We start from the raw sequence: 18,426 nt of genomic DNA on the forward strand, positions 1-18,426 counted from the left end.
GAAGGTGGTGCGCCGAAAGGAGCCAACGCCACGGCCGGTGACCGCATTCCCGTGCACCGGGCGTCAGTGGCACATGGGAGGATCGGTGCTGTTTCGAACGCGCCACGAAGGAGTGACCGTGCCCGGTGAGAATCTGTCCCGCGACGAGGCCCACGAGCGGGCGGCCCTGCTGTCCGTCGACGGGTACGAGGTCGTCCTCGACCTGAGGTCGGCGGTCGGCGACTCCGCCGAGGCGGTGCGCACCTTCCGTTCGGAGACGACGATCCGCTTCCGCCGCACCGGCGAGGGCACGAGCACGTTCGTCGACCTGATCGCCCCGGCCGTGGACGCGGTCACGCTCAACGGGCGCGCCCTGGATCCGGCGGTCGTCTTCGACGGCTCGCGGATCGCGCTCGACGGCCTCGCCGACGAGAACACGCTCGTGGTGGACGCGCGGTGTGCCTACAGCAGGACCGGCGAGGGCATGCACCGCTTCGTCGACCCCGAGGACGGCGAGGTCTACCTCTACACGCAGTACGAGCCGGCCGACGCCCGCCGGGTGTACGCCAACTTCGAGCAGCCCGACCTCAAGGCCCCGTACCGCTTCTCGGTGACCGCGCCCGAGGGCTGGACGGTCTGGTCGAACGGCGCGGGCGAGCAGGACGCCGAGGGCGTCTGGCGGTTCGCGGAGACGAAGCCGATCTCCACGTACATCACCTGTGTCGTCGCCGGCCCGTACCACTACGTCACCGACACGTTCGAGCGGACGCTGGCCGACGGGACGGAGCTCGAGATCCCGCTCGGCGCGATGTGCCGCAAGGGGCTCGCCAGGCACTTCGACGCGGACGACATCTTCCTGATCACCAAGCAGGGCTTCGACTTCTTCCACGACAACTTCGACTTCCCGTACCCCTTCGGGAAGTACGACCAGGCCTTCGTCCCCGAGTACAACCTCGGCGCGATGGAGAACCCGGGCATGGTGACCTTCCGCGAGGAGCTCGTCTTCCGGGGCAAGGTCACGCGGGCGGCGTACGAGGCACGGGCCAACGTCATCCTGCACGAGATGGCGCACATGTGGTTCGGCGACCTCGTCACCATGGTGTGGTGGGACGACCTCTGGCTGAAGGAGTCCTTCGCGGACTTCATGGGCTCCTTCGTGAACGCGGAGGCGACCCGCTTCACCGACAGCTGGGTCACGTTCGCCAACAACCGCAAGTCCTGGGCGTACCGCGCGGACCAGCTGCCCTCCACCCACCCGATCACGGCCGACATCCGTGACCTGGAGGACGCCAAGCTCAACTTCGACGGCATCACGTACGCCAAGGGCGCCTCGGTGCTCAAGCAGCTCGTCGCGTACGCGGGCCGGGACGCGTTCCTGGAGGGCGCGCGCCGCTACTTCAAGCGCCACGCGTACGGGAACACCCGGCTCGCCGACCTCCTCGCGATCCTGGAGGAGACCTCGGGGCGCGACATGAAGGTCTGGGCGAAGTCCTGGCTCCAGACCTCCGGCGTGAACACCCTGACGCCGGCCGTCACCTACGACGCGGAGGGCCGGATCACCGAGCTCGCCGTCGTCCAGGAGGGCGACGAACTGCGTCCGCACCGGGCCGCCGTCGGCCTCTACCGGCTCTCCGGCGGGGAGCTCGTCCGGTACGCGCGGGCCGAGACCGACATCACCGGCGTCCGGACGGTCGTCACCGACCTCAGGGGCGAGACGAGGCCCGACCTCGTCCTCGTCAACGACGACGACCTCACCTACTGCAAGATCCGCTTCGACGACGGCTCCCTCGACACCCTGCGGGCGCACCTCGGTGACATCACCGACCCCCTGGCCAGGGCCCTGTGCTGGTCGGCCCTGTGGAACCTGACCCGCGACGGGCTGATGCCCGCCCGGGACTTCGTCGCCGTGGCGCTCGCCCACGCGGGCCGCGAGACCGGCATCGGCGTCCTCCAGATGCTGCACACCTGGACGAGGACGGCCGTCACGCTCTACGCGACGCCCGAGTGGCGCGAGCAGGGAGGCCGGCTGCTCGCCGAGGGCGGGCTCCGCGAGCTGCGTCTGGCCGAGCCGGGCAGCGAGCACCAGCTGACCTGGGCGCGGTTCTTCGCGGCATCGGCCTCCACCGACGCCGACTTCCAGCTCCTCGAGGGGCTGCTCGACGGCACGGCGAAGATCGACGGGCTCGACGTCGACCAGGAGCTGCGCTGGGCCCTGCTCTCCCCGCTCGCCGCGCACGGCCGGGCGGACGAGGCGCGGATCGACGAGGAGCTGGCCCGGGACGACACGGCGACGGGCAAGCGCCACCAGGTCCGCCTGCTCGCCTCGCGGCCCTCGGCAGCCGTCAAGGCGCAGGCATGGGCGCAGGTCGTCGAGTCGGACACCCTGTCGAACGCGCTGGTGGAGGCGACGATCGCGGGCTTCACCCAGCCCTCGCAGCGTGAGCTGATCGCGCCGTACGCGGAGAAGTACTTCGAGGTGATCGAGCGGCTGTGGGCCGAGCGGTCGATCCAGATCGGCATCCATGTGGTCCGGGGCCTGTTCCCCGCGCTCCAGGACGACGAGGCGACGCTGGCCGCGACGGACGCCTGGCTGGCGGCCCACGCGTCGGCGGCTCCGGCGCTGCGCCGTCTGGTCGTCGAGGCACGGGACGACCTGGCTCGGGCGCTCCGGGCCCAGGCCTGCGACCGCCTGGCGGCGTAGCTCCGGCACCGGCGGGGGTCGCGGGCCTCCGGCGCGCGGCCTCTCATCGGCGGGGGTCGCGGGCCTCGGGCGCGCGGCCCCTCATCGGCACTCGAACGTGCGTACTTTAGGGCGGGCTTGTCCCTGATTGTCGACGAGCGTGTAACAGGGGTTAGGGGAGCCTTCGGGAGCGGAAGACCCCCGGCATGAACCACAACACCCCCATCACTCCCCGTCCCCTCCCCCTCGCCTCCCGCACCGGACGGCCCGAACGCCTCGCCTCCGCCGACGAGTTGAGGGCCCGGGGCATCCCCGCCGCCGAGGTCGCCGCACACTGCCGGCCAGGCGGCTGGCAGCAGCTGCTGCCCGGCGTCTTCCTGCTCCAGCCCGGACCGCCCACCAGCGAGGACCGGCTGCGCGCCGCACTGCTCTACGCCCGCAGGACCGGAGCCGTCCCCCCGCAGGGGCCCGACGCGATGATCACCGGACTCGCCGCGCTGACCCTGCACCGCTTCGCCTCCTCACCCCCGCTCACCGCCCTGGACCGGATCGACGTCCTGGTGCCGCGCACCCGGCGGCTGCGCTCGACCGGCTGGGTGCGGGTGGTGCGCTCCCCCGAGTCCCCCGAACCGATGGAACTGGCCGGGATCACCGTCGCCCCCGTCGCCCGCGCCGTCGCCGACGCGGTGTCCGGGCTCTCGGACGCGGAGACGGTACGCCGGCTGCTCACCGAGGCGGTCCGCGGCGGCCACTGCGAACCGGGGGCGGTCGTAAGGGAGTTGAACCGGGCCCGGCTGCTCACCCGGCCGCACGTGGTGGACGCGGTGGACGCGCTGCTCGCCGAGGGGCGGTCGCTCTCGGAGCAGCGCCTGTACGAGATGGTGCGGGAGTTCGCCCTGCCGGACCCGTTGTGGAACGTGGACCTGCGCCTGCCGGGCGGCCCCCACCTGGGCGGGGTGGACGCCTACTGGCCCGACCAGGCGGTCGCCGTGGAGCTCGACACCCGGGCCCCGCGGCAGGACGACGACGCGCTCTGGTCCGAGTACACCCGCAAGCGGGAGCACCTGGAGCGGCTCGGCATCACGGTCGTCCACCTCACCCCGCGCAAGCTGCGCGAGGCCATGGACCAGCAGGCCACCGTGGTGCGTACGGCCCTGATGGCCGCGGCCGACCGGCAGCCGGCCGCGTATGTCGTCGTCCTGCCGCGGTGACGCTACTTCTTCGGCGCGGTGCCGCAGAACTCGGCCTCCACGACGGCCGAGGAGTCTCCCGTCCAGTCTGCGTTGAAGTTCATGGCGAGCGAGTGGCTGCCGTCCTTGGTGACCACGGCCATCGAGCCGGAGCCGTGGATGCCGCCGCCGTGGCCCCAGACCTCCTTGCCGCAGCTCAGCTCGGACTGCATCAGGCCGAGGCCGTACCCCGCCCCGGGGGCGGTGGTCGTCATCTCCTTCAGCTCCGCCTTCGGGAGCAGCCTGCCCTTGAGCAGGGCGCGGTAGAAGGTCTGCAGGTCGTTGGAGTCGGAGATCATCTCGCCGGCCGCGTAGGCGAGGGTGGGGCTGAGCCGGCTGACGTCGTGGACCTGTGCGTCCGGGCCGCCGAAGAGCTTGGACCAGGCGGGGGAGCTCGGCTTCGGCATCCTCACGTCGGTTCCGGGGACGCTGGTGGCGCGCAGCTTGAGCGGCTTGATGATGCGGTTCTCGACCGCCTTGCCGTAGGGGCGTCCGGTAACCCTCTCGATCACCATGCCGGCCAGGACGTAGTTGGTGTTGGAGTAGTTCCAGTCGGTGCCGGGGGCGAAGTCCGGGGCGTGGGTCATCGCTATGTCGACGAGCTGACGCGGGGTCCACCGGTCGTAGCGGTGCTCCAGGAAGCCGGGGCCGAAGACCTTCTCCTGGAAACCGGCGTCGGACGTGACGCTGTAGATGCCGCTGGTGTGGTTGAGCAGCTGGCGGACGGTGATCGTGCTCCCGTCGTGGCCGTTGCCCCGGACGACGCCGGGCAGCCACTTCTCGACCGGGTCGTCGAGGTCGAGGCGGCCCTCGGCCTGGAGCTGGAGGAGGACGGTGGCGACGAAGGTCTTGGTGATGGAGCCGACGCGGTAGTGATCGTCGCCCCCGCGCTCCCCGGCGGTGCCGGTCCACCGGTCGTGGCCGTCGCGGGCCGAGGCGACGACACCGGGGACGCCGGCGTCGACCGCGGCCTGGAGGGCCTGCTGGGTGGCGGCGTGGTCCTGCTTCACGGGCGCGGGCGCCGCGAGGGCGGGAGTGGCGAGCGCCGTGGCGGTGAGCCCCGCGACCAGGGCGGTGGCGAGGACGGTGCGGGTCGTGCGTACGGCTGACATGCGGGCTCCCCTGAAACTCTGCGGTGCGTGTGCTGCGGTCGGCGGGGAGGACCGTGGGGCCGGCGGGATGGTTGAGCGGGAGGGTGACGGTTGAGCGCTTTTCAGCCGTTCGGAAGAGGGGCCGGCCTGGCGGCGGAGGGGCCGGGTGTTTGGCATGGGTCCGGCTTCGTGGCGGAGGAGGCGTCAGCCGTTCGACGGGTCGGCGAGCCGGGAGCGGCCGACCGGGGGCCGTTCGCGCCACAGGTCGAGGCCTATGTCGACGAGTTCGACCCGGGGTAGTCCGGCGACGGCGTCGAGCGGATGCCAGGCGGCGAGGTCCGTGGAACCGCCGGTCTCGTTGCGCAGCGCGCCGCCGGTGACCTGGGCCTCGTAGATGATCCGCAGCCCCTGGAAGTCGCCGGGGCTCGCCAGGCGGCGCAGCCAGGCGCGCCGGATGGAGTCGATCCCGAGGAGGGCGGTGGGTTCGGTGAGGTAGCCGGTCTCCTCCTCCACCTCGCGGACCACGGTCCGTACGGGTTCCTCGCCGTGGTCCATGCCGCCGCCGGGCAGGGTCCACCGCTTGGTCCCGTCGCTCGCCACCCAGCGGGCGAGGAGCACCTCACCGTCCCGTACGCACACGGCGTAGGCCGCCACCCTCAACTCCTGCTTCATGAGGAGAGGTTAGAACCAGTAGACGGGATACGTCCGGCCGGAGGCGCGGGCGGCTCCGAGGCCGACGGCGACCAGGAGGAGGGAGGCGAGGGCGAGAAGGCCGAGAAACGACCAGAAGTGCGGGGCCTGGAGGGCGACGATCACGGCGGTGGCCGCGGCGGGCGAGTGCGGGGTGCGGGCCCACATCATCACGCCGAGGGCGAGACCGCCCGCGACGGCGGCGCTCCAGAGGCCGGGACCCGCCACGGCCAGGACGGCGAAGCCGGTGAGGGCGGAGAGCAGCTGGCCCCCGACGACCGAGCGCGGCTGGGACAGCGGGAGATCGGGGGCGCCGGCGACGAGCGCCATGCTCGCCGCGAGGGGCGGGATGAGCAGGGGCTCGTCGAGCACGGTACCGACGGCGACCAGGAGGAGGAGCGCGGCGACGCTGCCCGCGGTGGAGACGAGCAGGATCCGGGGCCGGGGGCGCGGGGCGGGCCGGGGCGGGGGGCAGGGGTTCCGGTCGCGGTTACCGTCGCGATTCCCGTCGTGGGCAGGGTCGCGTCGGGGGCCGGGGTGGTGGTCACGGGCGGTCCTCGGGTGTCGGTGGGGTGGGAGCGTGCGCCGGGGTCAGGGCTCGGTCGGGTTGGCGGGGGAGTACTCCGGGGGCGGCCAGCGCAGGGGGCTGCCCGCCGGGGTCTCGACCGTGCGCCCGATACGGCAGCGGACGACGCAGCCTAACCGATTAATACAACTTTAGGGGTTAGAAATAGGGGGCGTCAACCGCTCACGTACTCTTGAGGGGTTAGTTCATCGAGGAGGGTGCCGCCGCCATGACCGTCATCGACCCCCGGCCCCTCACCGGCGAGCCCGTCTCCCTCGACCTCCTCAACACCCGCTGGAACGAGGAGGGCGTCCGCCAGGACCTGCTCACCGGGGTCGAGGGGCTCGCCGTCTGGCTCGCCGCCAACGGCCTCGACCGACGGTTCGCCGCCGACGCCGGCACCCTGCGCCACACCCTCGCCGCCAGGGACGCGCTCGCCGCGCTCGTCGACCACCCCGGCGACCCCGCCGCGACCGCCCGCGTCGACGCCGTCCTCGGCCACGGCCGCATCCGGGCCACCCTCACCACCGAAGGCCCCGGCGAGGAGCCCGAGTTCGCGAACCCCGCCTGGGGCCCCGGCTGGACCGCCGCCCGCGACTACCTCGACCTGCTGCGCACCGCCCCCGACCGCATCCGGGCCTGCGCCCACGAGGCGTGCATCCTGCACTTCTTCGACACCTCGCGGAACGGCACCCGCCGCTGGTGCTCGATGGCCGCCTGCGGCAACCGGGCCAAGGCCTCGCGCCACTACGCCCGTACGAAGGACCACTGACACCCCACCCGTTCGCCCCGGTTGAGGGTGATTGGTCCCTGATGGCGTGTCGTCGACGGTGGCGGATGTATGCCATCGACGCATTCCGCCACCTGTCAGCCCTCCACAAATCCCTGTCGTTTACGAAAGGCTGAGCGGTCATCCGGTACCGAAATCCGGACCCTCTCTTTCACAACCAGGGATGTACATGACCCCCCAGAGCTCCATACCCGGGCGCTCGCCCTCCGGGAGACGCGCGGCCCGCATCGCGGCCGCCGCAGGACTCGTCGCCGCGCTCGTCGCGGCCGGTGCCGCCCCGGTCCTGGCCGTCGACGATCCGGCGACCACTCCCCCGGTGAAGGCGACCAAGCCCTCCGACGAGACCGACAAGCTCGGCGCCACCGACGCCCAGCGCCTCACCGAGGCCGAGGTCAGCGGCGACAAGCACGTCACGATCCTCGTCGCCACCGCTCCCGGCGCCACCGAGCAGGTCGCCGGCCAGCTCGACGCCGTCGCCGGCGCCTCCGTCGGCAAGCGGCAGGACGCGCTCGGCTACGTCCGCGCGACCCTGCCGACGGCCAAGGCCGAGGCGGCCATCAAGGCCGCGGCGAAGCTCTCCTCCGTCCAGTCGATCGACCTCCAGGCCGAGATCAAGCTGGACGACCCGACCCCGGACGCCGGTGCCGTCGACGGCACCACGGTCAGCCGGACCTACCCGGCCCCGTCGAAGAGCACCCCGGCGAAGAACCCGTACAACCCGTCGCACGAGACGGGCGCGGTCGAGTTCGTCGAGGACCACCCCAGGGCCGACGGCCGCGGCGTGACCATCGGCGTCCTCGACTCCGGTGTCGACCTGGGCCACCCGGCGCTGCAGAAGACCACCACCGGCGAGCGCAAGATCGTCGACTGGGTCACCGCCACCGACCCGCTGACCGAGGGCGACGCCACCTGGCGCGCCCAGATCACCCCCGTCGCGGGCCCCGTCTTCACCGCGGCCACCCAGAGCTGGAAGGCGCCCGAGGGCTCCTACCAGTGGAGCCGCTTCAGCGAGTCGATCACCGCGGGCGGCGACCCGGCCGGTGACATCAACCGCGACGGCGACACCACCGACGTCTTCGGCATGCTGTACGACCCGGCCGCCGGCACCGTCCGCCTGGACACCGACCAGAACAACGACTTCACGGACAACGCGCCGATGAAGCCGTACAAGGACGGGTACCAGATCGGCTACTTCGGTACCGACGACCCGGCCACCGAGGTCGTCGAGAAGACGCCGTTCGTCGTCGAGATCCGCAAGGACGTCGCGATGGACCCGCTGGGCGGGACCTGGGTCGGCCAGAAGCGCGACTTCGTCAACATCGGCATCGTCGAGTCGTCCCACGGCACGCACGTCGCCGGCATCACCGCCGCCCACGGCCTCTTCGGCGGGAAGATGAACGGCGCCGCCCCCGGCGCGAAGATCGTCTCCTCGCGCGCGTGCACCTGGACCGGCGGCTGCACCAACACCGCCCTCACCGAGGGCATGACGGACCTCGTCGTCAACCGCGGCGTCGACATCGTCAACATGTCGATCGGCGGCCTGCCCGCGCAGAACGACGGCGACAACGTCCGCTCGCGGCTCTACACCCGTCTGATCGACCAGTACGGCGTGCAGCTGATCATCTCGGCCGGCAACTCCGGCCCGGGCATCAACACGATCGGCGACCCCGGCCTCGCCGACAAGGTCGTCTCGGTCGGCGCGGCGATCTCCCAGTCGACCTGGGCCGCCAACTACGGCTCCGCGGTCGAGAAGAAGTACGCCATGTTCCCCTTCTCCTCGCGCGGCCCGCGTGAGGACGGCGGCTTCACCCCGACCATCACCGGTCCCGGCTCGGCCGTGAACACCATCCCGACCTGGCTGGCCGGCGCCGGCGTCGCCGAGTCCGGCTACGCGCTGCCCGCGGGTTACGGGATGCTCAACGGCACCTCGATGTCCTCCCCGCAGGTCGCGGGCGCGAGCGCGCTGCTGCTCTCCGCCGCGAAGCAGAAGGGCATCGCGCTCTCCCCGCTCACCCTGCGCACCGCGCTCACCTCGACCGCCCAGCGGATCTCCGGTGTCGCGGCCCACGAGCAGGGCTCGGGCCTCATCGACATCAACGAGGCCTGGGACTCGATCAAGGACGGCGCGACCGCCCACGACTACAAGGTCGAGGCCCCGGTCGACACCGCGATCTTCCCGGCCCCGCACACCGGCACCGGTGTGTACGACCGTGAGGGCGGCCTCAAGGTCGGCCAGAAGAAGGTCTACGACGTCACCGTCACGCGCACGAGCGGCCCGGACCGTGCCATCGAGCACGAGCTGGACCTCAAATACAACGACGGCACCTTCCGCATCCTCGGCGACGACGAGATCGACCTGCCGCTGAACAAGCCGGTCACCGTCAGGATCCAGGCCCGGCCGACCACCGCCGGCGTGCACAGCGTGATCCTGGAGGCCGACGACGAGCGCACCGAGGGCGTCGACAAGCAGATCCTCGCCACCTCGGTCGTCGCGAGCGACCTGGTCGCCCCCGGCTACGGCTTCTCCGCCGCCGGCTCCGTCCAGCGCAACAGCCACAAGTCGTACTTCGTGACCGTGCCGGCGGGCGCCACCTCCCTCGAGGTCTCCCTCGGCGGTCTGAAGTCGAAGAGCCAGACCCGGTTCATCGCGATCCACCCGTACGGCGTGGCCATCGAGTCGACCGCGTCCACCGCGTGCTACCCGCACTACAACCCGGCGAACACCTGCCGCCCGGACCTGCGCTCCTACGCCAACCCGACGCCGGGCGTGTGGGAGATCGAGGTCGAGTCCCGCCGGACGTCGCCGGACCTGGACAACCCGTACACCCTGGGTGTCTCGGTGCTCGGCGCCGCCTTCGACCCGGCCGTGCGGACCGTCGCCGAGGCGAAGGTCGGCACCCCGGCCCCGGTCGAGTGGACCGTCACCAACAAGTTCGCCGGCATCGACGGCAAGCTGAAGGGCGGCTCGCTGGGCTCGGCCAAGGTCGAGACCCCGACCATCCAGCACCACGAGAAGCAGACGAAGACGGTCACCATCGGTGAGGGCGTCGAGCGGCTCGACATCGCGATCGGCAACACCTCCGACAAGGCCGCCGACCTCGACCTCACCGTCTCCTTCGGCGGCAAGCAGGTCGGCCAGTCGGCGGACGGCGACTCGGAGGAGTCCGTCTCCCTCGTGAAGCCGGCCGCGGGCACGTACACCGTCGTCATCGACGGCTACGCGGTCCACGCCGAGGGCGGCACGACCTACGACTACAAGGACGTGTACTACTCCGCCTCGCTCGGCAGCGTCCAGGTCGACAGCGGCGCGACCTACCCGCTCGCCCACGGCGCGAGCGCCGAGGTCGCGGCCCAGGTCGTCGTCGCCGGCGCGGCCCCCGAGGGCCGGCAGTTCTTCGGCGAGGTCCAGCTGCTCAACGCCCGCGGCACCGTCGCGGGCTCCGGCAGCGTCCTGATCGGGAACGTCACCCCGTAACACCGCGGGACCAGTGAGGGGCGGGCACCGGAACCGGTGTCCGCCCCTTTCACGTCCCGACACTCGTCCCGGCCTGTGGACAATGGATTGGACAAGGTGGCCGGGGACATACGCATCATGGTCCGGCAGCACCCTGCACATACGTACGGAGGAGTCCCCGTGAAGGTCGGAATCGTCGGAGCCACCGGTCAGGTCGGCACAGTCATGCGCAGCATCCTGGCCGAGCGGAACTTCCCGGTCGACGAGCTGCGGCTCTTCGCCTCCGCCCGCTCCGCCGGCACCGTCGTGGACGGCGTCACGGTCGAGGACGCCTCGACCGCCGACTACACGGGTCTGGACATCGTCCTGTTCTCGGCCGGTGGCGCCACCTCCAAGGCCCTCGCCGAGAAGGTCGCCTCCCAGGGCGCCGTCGTGATCGACAACTCCTCCGCCTGGCGCCGCGACCCCGAGGTCCCCCTGGTGGTCTCCGAGGTCAACCCGCACGCGATCAAGGACCGCCCCAAGGGCATCATCGCCAACCCGAACTGCACCACGATGGCCGCCATGCCGGTCCTCAAGCCGCTCCACCAGGAGGCCGGCCTCACCGCGCTCGTCGCCACCACCTACCAGGCCGTCTCCGGCTCGGGCGTGGCCGGTGTCGCCGAGCTGCGCACGCAGGCGTGTGCCGTGGCCGAGACCGCCGACCAGCTGGCGTTCGACGGCGAGGCCGTCGCCTTCCCCGAGCCGAACGTCTACCGGCGCCCCATCGCCTTCAACGTGGTCCCGCTCGCCGGCAACCTGGTCGACGACGGCTCGCACGAGACCGACGAGGAGCAGAAGCTCCGCAACGAGTCCCGCAAGATCCTGGAGATCCCCGAGCTGAAGGTCTCCGGCACCTGCGTGCGCGTCCCGGTCTTCTCCGGCCACTCCCTCCAGGTGAACGTCCGCTTCGAGCGTCCGATCAGCGTCGAGCGCGCCTACGAGCTCCTCAAGGACGCCGAGGGCGTCGAGCTCTCCGAGATCCCGACCCCGCTCCAGGCGGCCGGCAAGGACGCCTCGTACGTCGGCCGCATCCGCGTGGACGAGACCGTCGACAACGGTCTGGCGCTCTTCCTCTCCAACGACAACCTGCGCAAGGGCGCGGCGCTGAACGCCGTGCAGATCGCGGAGCTGGTCGCGGCCGAGCTCAAGGGCTGACACCGGTCGTACGGAAGAGGGGCGGCCACCCGGGTGGGTGGCCGCCCCTCCCGTGTTCGCCCTGGGAAATGTGTCGTGCGCCGGGGAAGGGCCCCGTGGAAGGATGGGCCAAACGTCACGAAACCGAGGAGTTGACCGGGTGCCTGGCACGAACCTGACCCGTGAAGAGGCTCAGCAGCGGGCGGCGCTGCTGACCGTGGACGCGTACGAGGTCGAACTCGACCTCACCGGTGCGCAGGAGGGCGGCACCTACCGGTCCGTCACCACCGTCCGCTTCGATTCCGCCGAGGCCGGTGCCTCGACCTTCATCGACCTCGTCGCGCCCGCCGTCCACGAGGTCGTCCTGAACGGCCACGCGCTTGACGTCGCCGCCGTCTTCCGCGACGCGCGGATCGCGCTCGCCCACCTCGTCGAGGGCCGCAACGAGCTGAAGGTCGTCGCCGACTGCGCGTACACCAACACCGGTGAGGGCCTGCACCGCTTCGTCGACCCGGTCGACGACCAGGCCTATCTGTACACGCAGTTCGAGGTCCCGGACGCGCGCCGCGTCTTCGCCTCGTTCGAGCAGCCCGACCTGAAGGCGACCTTCCAGTTCACCGTGAAGGCGCCGAGCGGGTGGAAGGTCATCTCCAACTCGCCCACGCCGGAGACGCCGAAGGACGACATCTGGGTCTTCGAGCCGACGCCCCGCATCTCCACGTACATCACCGCGCTGATCGTCGGCCCGTACCACTCGGTGCACTCGACGTACGAGAAGGACGGGCAGACGGTCCCGCTGGGCATCTACTGCCGTCCGTCGCTCGCCGAGTTCCTCGACGCGGAGCACATCTTCGACGTCACGCGGCAGGGCTTCGACTGGTTCCAGGAGAAGTTCGCGTACGACTACCCGTTCGCGAAGTACGACCAGCTCTTCGTGCCGGAGTTCAACGCGGGCGCCATGGAGAACGCGGGCGCGGTCACCATCCGCGACCAGTACGTCTTCCGCTCGAAGGTGACGGACGCGGCGTACGAGCGGCGCGCCGAGACCATCCTGCACGAGCTCGCCCACATGTGGTTCGGCGACCTCGTGACCATGGAGTGGTGGAACGACCTGTGGCTGAACGAGTCGTTCGCCACCTACACCTCCGTCGCCTGCCAGGCCTCGGTGGCCGGCACCCGCTGGCCGAACGCCTGGACGACCTTCGCGAACGCGGAGAAGACCTGGGCCTACCGCCAGGACCAGCTGCCGTCGACGCACCCGATCATGGCCGAGATCAACGACCTGGAGGACGTGCTCGTCAACTTCGACGGGATCACGTACGCCAAGGGCGCGAGCGTCCTGAAGCAGCTCGTCGCCTACGTCGGCCAGGACGAGTTCTTCAAGGGCGTGCAGGCCTACTTCCAGGCGCACGCCTTCGGCAACACGCGCCTCTCCGACCTGCTCGGCGCCCTTGAGGAGACCTCCGGGCGCGACCTCAGGACCTGGTCGAAGGCATGGCTGGAGACGGCCGGCATCAACATCCTCCGGCCGGAGATCGAGACCGACGAGAACGGTTCCATCACCTCCTTCGCCGTACGGCAGGAGGCGCCCGCGCTGCCCGCCGGTGCCAAGGGCGAGGCCGTCCTGCGCCCGCACCGGATCGCGATCGGCTTCTACGAGCTGAACGAGACCGGCAAGCTGGTCCGCACCGAGCGTCTCGAACTCGACATCGAGGCCGCCGGTCTGACCGCCGTACCGCAGCTCGCGGGCAAGTCCCGCCCGGCGGTCGTCCTCCTCAACGACGACGACCTGTCGTACGCCAAGGTCCGCCTCGACGACGTGTCCCTGAAGAACGTCACCGCGCACCTCGGCGACTTCGCCGAGTCGCTGCCGCGCGCCCTGTGCTGGGCCTCGGCCTGGGACATGACCCGCGACGGCGAGCTGGCCACCCGCGACTACCTGGAGCTTGTGCTCTCCGGCATCGCCAAGGAGTCCGACATCGGCGTGGTCCAGTCGCTCCAGGGCCAGGTCAAGGCGGCCCTCGACCTGTACGCGGCGCCGGAGTGGCGGGAGGCGGGGCTGACCCGCTGGACCGAGGCGACGCTGGCGCACCTCCAGGCGGCCGAGCCGGGCAGCGACCACCAGCTGGCGTGGGCGCGTGCCTTCGCCGCGACCGCCCGCACGCCGCAGCAGCTCGACCTGCTCGCCGCGCTCCTCGAGGGCCGCGAGTCGATCGAGGGCCTGGCCATCGACACCGAGCTGCGCTGGGCGTTCGTCCAGCGGCTCGCGGCGACCGGTGTCTACGACGAGACGGAGATCGCCGGCGAGCTGGAGCGCGACCGCACCGCGGCGGGCGAGCGGCACGCGGCGACGGCGCGCGCGGCCCGTCCGACCGAGGCCGCGAAGGCCGAGGCCTGGTCCTCGGTCGTCGAGGACGACAAGCTGGCGAACGCCGTGCAGGAGGCCGTCATCGGCGGCTTCGTCCAGTCCGACCAGCGTGAGCTGCTCGCCCCGTACACGGCGAAGTACTTCGCGTCGATCAAGGGCGTCTCGGAGACCCGCAGCCACGAGATGATCCAGCAGATCGTGGTCGGTCTGTACCCGACGCTCCAGGTCTCGCAGGAGACGCTGGACGCGACGGACGCGTGGATCGCCGAGCACGACCCGGCCCCGGCGCTGCGGCGTCTGGTGACGGAGTGCCGCGCGGGTGTCGAGCGCGCGCTCCGGGCGCGGGCGGCGGACGCGGCGAAGTAGCGGTACCCGGTGAAGGGGCCCCGGACCGGCAGCGGTCCGGGGCCCTTCGGCGTTTCGGGCGTGGTCAGCCCAGGGCCTTCATCCATTGCCAGCCGCCGGTGCCGATGGTCCTCGGGGTGCCGAGGCCGGTGGCCGTGCCCGGGAGGAACTCCAGGTTCTCCGCGGTGCCGGAGGTACGGGTGGTCCACAGGTCGGGAAGTCCGTCCCCGGTGACGTCGCCGGCCGAGACGGCGAGGCGGCGGTCGGCGACGGTCCACGGGCCGCCGGTGAGTGCGGCAGGACCGAGGAGGAGTCCGCTGCCCTGGCTCGCGTACTGCTCGATCTCGCCGGTGGCACGGTCGCGGCCCCAGACGTCGGCCCTGCCGTCGCCGGTCACGTCGCCGGGCAGGATCACGTCGTGACCGGCCCACTCGGCCTCGCCGATCTTGACGGCGGCCTTGGCGGCGAAGGTCGGCCTGCCGTCGACGGCGGGGCCGCCGCGGTGCAGCCAGAGGCCGGTCACGCTGCGGACGAGGACGTCCGGGAGGCTGTCGCCGTCCACGTCACCGGCGGCGAGCGGGGTGGTGCCCGTCCAGCCGGTGGGGCGCCCGCCCATCGCGATCCGGGTGCCGAGCTCTCCGCTGCCGGTGTTGGGGTAGACCCAGAGGGCGTCGCCGATGCGGGCGAGGACGTCCTCGCGCCCGTCGCCGGTCCAGTCGCCGCGGTGGCTGATCACGGCGTCGGCCCAGCCGCCGGTGCCGATCTGGCGCATGCCGGCCAGGGTGCCGCCGCCGGTGCCGGAGTAGAGACGCAGGTTGCCGTCGTCCTTGGCGGCCAGGAAGTCCGGGCGGCCGTCGCCGGTGAGGTCACCGCCGGTGCCGGAGCCCGTCCGGGTCTCGGGGTGGGCGGCGGCGCGCAGCAGTTTGTGGTCGGAGAGCGGGGGCGTGCCCTCGGGCTCGGGTTCGATCGCGTCGGCGCGCACGGTGTGGAAGTCGCGGGAGCTGAGGAAGACGTGGTCGAACTTCATGTTCTCGTAGGTCGTGCTCTCGCCCGACCGGCACACGGTGGCGTGGTCGTCCTCGCACGCCTTGGTGAAGAACTCCGTGTCGTTCTCGTCGGCCTCGGCGAACGGGCCGGTGCCGGGCAGCCCGGCGCGTATCGGGTCGAGCTGGGAGTACCCGGGGCCCGCGTTGAAGTCGCCGCCGAGGATGACGGGGACGCCCGCGGCCCAGGCGTCGATCTTCGCGAGCGTCTCGGAGGTCCCGAAGTCCGGGACGATGTACTGGGCGAGGTGCGTGGTGCAGGCGAGGGTGGTGCGGCCGTCGACGGGACCCCGGGCGCAGAGCACGGCCCGCGCGGTCTGCCCGTCGGGAACGCTCAGCTGGGCCGCGTACCGGTCGGCCGACGGTGCCTTGAGGAAGACCCCCATGCCGAACCGGGTGTCGGTGGCGGACCACTTGGCGCATCCGTCATGGGACCTGGCACTGGTCCACACGCCGGTGTAGCCGGGCAGTGCGTCGCGCAGGGCGGCCCACTGTCCGAAGCAGAGCTCCTGGAGCATGAGCGCGTCGGTGTCCCACGCGAGTGTCTGGTCACGGACCTTGCCGGTCCAGGTCGCGAGGTCCAGTTCGCTCTGGCAGTCCCACGCGCCGCAGACGTTGTACGTGATCGTGCGCACCGGCGGCGCGGTGGCCGGGTCCACGGTGTCGGCCGCGGCCACGGTCACCGTGCCGGCGAGCAGGGCCAGGACGGCGGTGAGGCGAACTCCCCAGCGCAGGGCCGATCTTCGAAGGTGTGTCATTCGGATCAGCGTACTGATCATGGAACGCGGTCGTGGTGTCCGCCCGGCGGGCGGGCGTCGGTGCGCTGCCGCTGCCGCCGGGCGGAGGTCCTTGCGGCGTCAGCCGCCGAGTGCCGCGAAACGGGCGCGCAGGTCGGCCGCGCCCTGCTCCGTGAGGGTGCCGTGCAGTCGCATCCGGGCGACGCCGCCGTCGGGGAAGGCGTCGAGGCGGACGTGGGTGACGACGGCCCGGGCGGGCAGCTTGAAGCGGTGGAGGGTGTCCGGCTGGAGCTTCGTCCGGGGGATGATCTCGAACCACTCGCCCGACTCGCCGTTGCGGCCCTGGAGAGCGATCCAGCCGGCCGAGTTGCCCTTGAGGTAGGCGGTGTCGATCTCGACGGCGCGGACGGCGCCCTGCGCGGCCAGCCGGAAGCGCACCCAGTCGTTGGTGCCGCGGACGCGGCGGCGGCGGTTCTCCCAGCCGTCGTCCATCTTGCGGGAGGTGCCGGGCAGGATGATCTGGGTGGGCGAGGAGTAGAACCTGTCCGACGCGTCCTCGTACGAACCGCCGTTGAGCACGGAGATCAGGTCGAGGGTGCCGAGCAGCTCCAGCCACTCGGGGTCGGGCACGACCTCGCCGTGGACGCGGAGACGGGCGATGCCGCCGTCGGGGTGCTGGCAGAGCCGGAGGTGGGTGAAGCGGCGCTCGGCGGTGATCGTGAAGCCGTTGGCGGCGTGGCCGCGGACGGGGGTCGGCGGGACGAGCTCCTCCCACTTCGCTTCGAGCAGCTCCTCGGGGCTGGGTGAGCCCTCCACGGAGGTGGCCTGGACGCTGACGCGCTGGGGGTAGTTGCCCCGGAAGTGCGCGGTGTCGACGACGATCCCGCGGATCACGCCGGGGGCGCCGAGGCGGACGATCGCCCAGTCGTGGTCCTCGGGGGCGGGGAAGACGTTCCCGGCGTCGGCGCCACGGCGGCGGCGGGTCTCCCAGCCGTCCATGATCTTGCCCTTGTGGCCGAAGTGCTCGGGGTCGAAGACGGCCCGCTCGCGGACGAGGAGGTTCTCCCGCTCGGCGAAGAACTCGTCGTTGGCGGCGACGACACCGGCGCCCAGGCGGCGGTCGGCGAGGTCGACGAGCTCGGTGAAGGGGAAGTCACCGGTGCGGTAGTCGGCGTACGGGTCGCCCCCGGAGTAGGGGGCGGCGTCGTTCGCGTGCGGGTCGGTGTTCGCGTCGTTCCCGTCGAAGCTGCTCATGGCTCGACTCTCCCGCGAGCCCGCCCCGGCGGTCCATCGAATGTTTTCGACGGACATGTTCAGTTCTGCTGAACGGTCTCGCGCGCGGCGGCCGCCTGTCGCAGCGCGGCGAGCACCCGGGCCACCGCCGGGCCCTCCTCGGCGCCGCGCCGTACCGCCGCCACGACATGACGGCGCGGCTGGTCGGCGGAGAGGACGCGCATGACGACGCCGGTGCCGCCGCCCTGTGTGGAGGAGGCCCCGGTGCCGCCCCGGCGTTCCGCCGAGGCCATCCGGGGTACGAGGGCGATGCCCATCCCGGCCTCGACCATGGCGAGGATCGCGGTCCAGCCGGAGGCGCTGTGGGCCTGCTCGGGCACGAATCCGGCGGCCTCGCAGGCCGCGGTGGTGATCTCGGACCAGGGCCCGGAGCCCCCGAAGATCCACGGCTCGGCGGCCAGGTCCGCGAGCCGCAGTCCGGGCGCGTCGGCGCAGGGGTGGCCGGCGGGCAGGGCGACGTCGAGCGGATCGGCGAGCAGCGGCACGCGGCTGAACTTGGGGTCGCGTACGGAGGGGGCGTGGGCGGCGAGGGAGAGCGCCAGGTCGACCTCGCCAGCCGAGAGCAGCTCGTACGCCTCCGCCGCCTCGGCCTCCCGGACGCGGACGTCGAGTCCGGGGTGTGCGGTCCGCAGCTGCCGCACGGCGGGCACGACGAGCGCGGGCACGGAGGTCGAGAAGGCCGCCACCCGCACCTGCCCGGCGTCGCCCCGCAGATAGCCGTCGAGCTCGGCGTCGGCACGCTCCAGCTGGGCGAAGACCACCTCCGCGTGCCGCAGCACCAGATGGGCGGCGTCGGTGAGCCGGACCCGGCGGCCCTGCGCCTCGAGCAGCCGTACGCCGAGCTGCTTGGCGAGGTTGGTGAGCTGCTGCGACACGGCCGAGGGGGTCATGAGCAGGGCCTCGGCGGTCGCGGTGACGGTGCCGCGGTCGCGGAGGGTGCGGAGGATCTGGAGCTTCTTGATGTCCCACTCGGTCATGGGGCGCAA

General features: G+C 71.9%; 12 protein-coding genes. 6 read left to right on the plus strand and 6 right to left on the minus strand.

Annotated features, from left to right (window positions below):
- Positions 1-118 precede the first annotated feature (118 nt).
- Positions 119-2,680, plus strand: coding sequence for an aminopeptidase N (gene pepN, locus ACZ4VK_RS04210; protein WP_468348218.1), 2,562 nt, complete (start codon positions 119-121; stop codon positions 2,678-2,680).
- 185 nt (positions 2,681-2,865) lie between these two features.
- A complete protein-coding gene (locus tag ACZ4VK_RS04215) occupies positions 2,866-3,870 on the plus strand; it encodes a hypothetical protein (protein WP_468348220.1) in 1,005 nt (334 codons plus the stop codon).
- A gap of 2 nt (positions 3,871-3,872) precedes the next feature.
- Here ACZ4VK_RS04215 and ACZ4VK_RS04220 read toward each other — a convergent pair whose 3' ends face one another.
- The 3 genes from ACZ4VK_RS04220 to ACZ4VK_RS04230 all read right to left on the minus strand — a co-directional run bounded on the left by ACZ4VK_RS04220 (position 3,873) and on the right by ACZ4VK_RS04230 (position 6,104).
- Entirely contained in the window at positions 3,873-5,000 is a 1,128-nt protein-coding gene (locus ACZ4VK_RS04220; protein ID WP_468348222.1) for a serine hydrolase domain-containing protein, read from the minus strand.
- Between the two features lie 183 nt (positions 5,001-5,183).
- Positions 5,184-5,651 carry an NUDIX hydrolase gene (locus ACZ4VK_RS04225; protein ID WP_468348224.1) on the minus strand — a complete coding sequence of 156 codons (468 nt, stop codon included), beginning with the start codon at positions 5,649-5,651 and terminating at the stop codon, positions 5,184-5,186.
- Positions 5,652-5,660: 9 nt separating this feature from the next.
- Positions 5,661-6,104: an HPP family protein gene (locus ACZ4VK_RS04230; protein ID WP_468348850.1), complete on the minus strand. Its 444-nt coding sequence runs from the start codon at positions 6,102-6,104 to the stop codon at positions 5,661-5,663.
- A 359-nt stretch (positions 6,105-6,463) separates the two neighbouring features.
- Here ACZ4VK_RS04230 and ACZ4VK_RS04235 point away from each other — a divergent pair, with 359 nt between their 5' ends.
- From ACZ4VK_RS04235 to pepN (ACZ4VK_RS04250), 4 genes are all read left to right on the plus strand, one after another.
- Positions 6,464-7,006 carry a CGNR zinc finger domain-containing protein gene (locus ACZ4VK_RS04235; RefSeq protein ID WP_468348226.1) on the plus strand — a complete coding sequence of 181 codons (543 nt, stop codon included), beginning with the start codon at positions 6,464-6,466 and terminating at the stop codon, positions 7,004-7,006.
- Between the two features lie 181 nt (positions 7,007-7,187).
- Entirely contained in the window at positions 7,188-10,499 is a 3,312-nt protein-coding gene (locus ACZ4VK_RS04240) for a S8 family serine peptidase (RefSeq protein ID WP_468348228.1), read from the plus strand.
- A gap of 159 nt (positions 10,500-10,658) precedes the next feature.
- Positions 10,659-11,675, plus strand: coding sequence for an aspartate-semialdehyde dehydrogenase (locus ACZ4VK_RS04245; protein WP_468348230.1), 1,017 nt, complete (start codon positions 10,659-10,661; stop codon positions 11,673-11,675).
- 139 nt (positions 11,676-11,814) lie between these two features.
- Positions 11,815-14,388, plus strand: a complete 2,574-nt coding sequence (gene pepN, locus ACZ4VK_RS04250; RefSeq protein WP_468348232.1) for an aminopeptidase N — start codon at positions 11,815-11,817, stop codon at positions 14,386-14,388.
- Between the two features lie 64 nt (positions 14,389-14,452).
- Here pepN (ACZ4VK_RS04250) and ACZ4VK_RS04255 read toward each other — a convergent pair whose 3' ends face one another.
- From ACZ4VK_RS04255 to ACZ4VK_RS04265, 3 genes are all read right to left on the minus strand, one after another.
- Positions 14,453-16,168, minus strand: coding sequence for an FG-GAP-like repeat-containing protein (locus tag ACZ4VK_RS04255; RefSeq protein ID WP_468348235.1), 1,716 nt, complete (start codon positions 16,166-16,168; stop codon positions 14,453-14,455).
- Between the two features lie 99 nt (positions 16,169-16,267).
- Complete coding sequence (gene alc, locus ACZ4VK_RS04260) at positions 16,268-17,401, minus strand: allantoicase (RefSeq protein ID WP_468348237.1); 1,134 nt, start codon at positions 17,399-17,401, stop codon at positions 16,268-16,270.
- A gap of 59 nt (positions 17,402-17,460) precedes the next feature.
- Positions 17,461-18,417 (minus strand): LysR family transcriptional regulator, encoded by a 957-nt coding sequence (locus ACZ4VK_RS04265; protein WP_468348239.1) that lies wholly within the window; start codon positions 18,415-18,417, stop codon positions 17,461-17,463.
- Positions 18,418-18,426 lie beyond the last annotated feature (9 nt).

Source organism: Streptomyces sp. NPDC028711, from assembly GCF_055565415.1.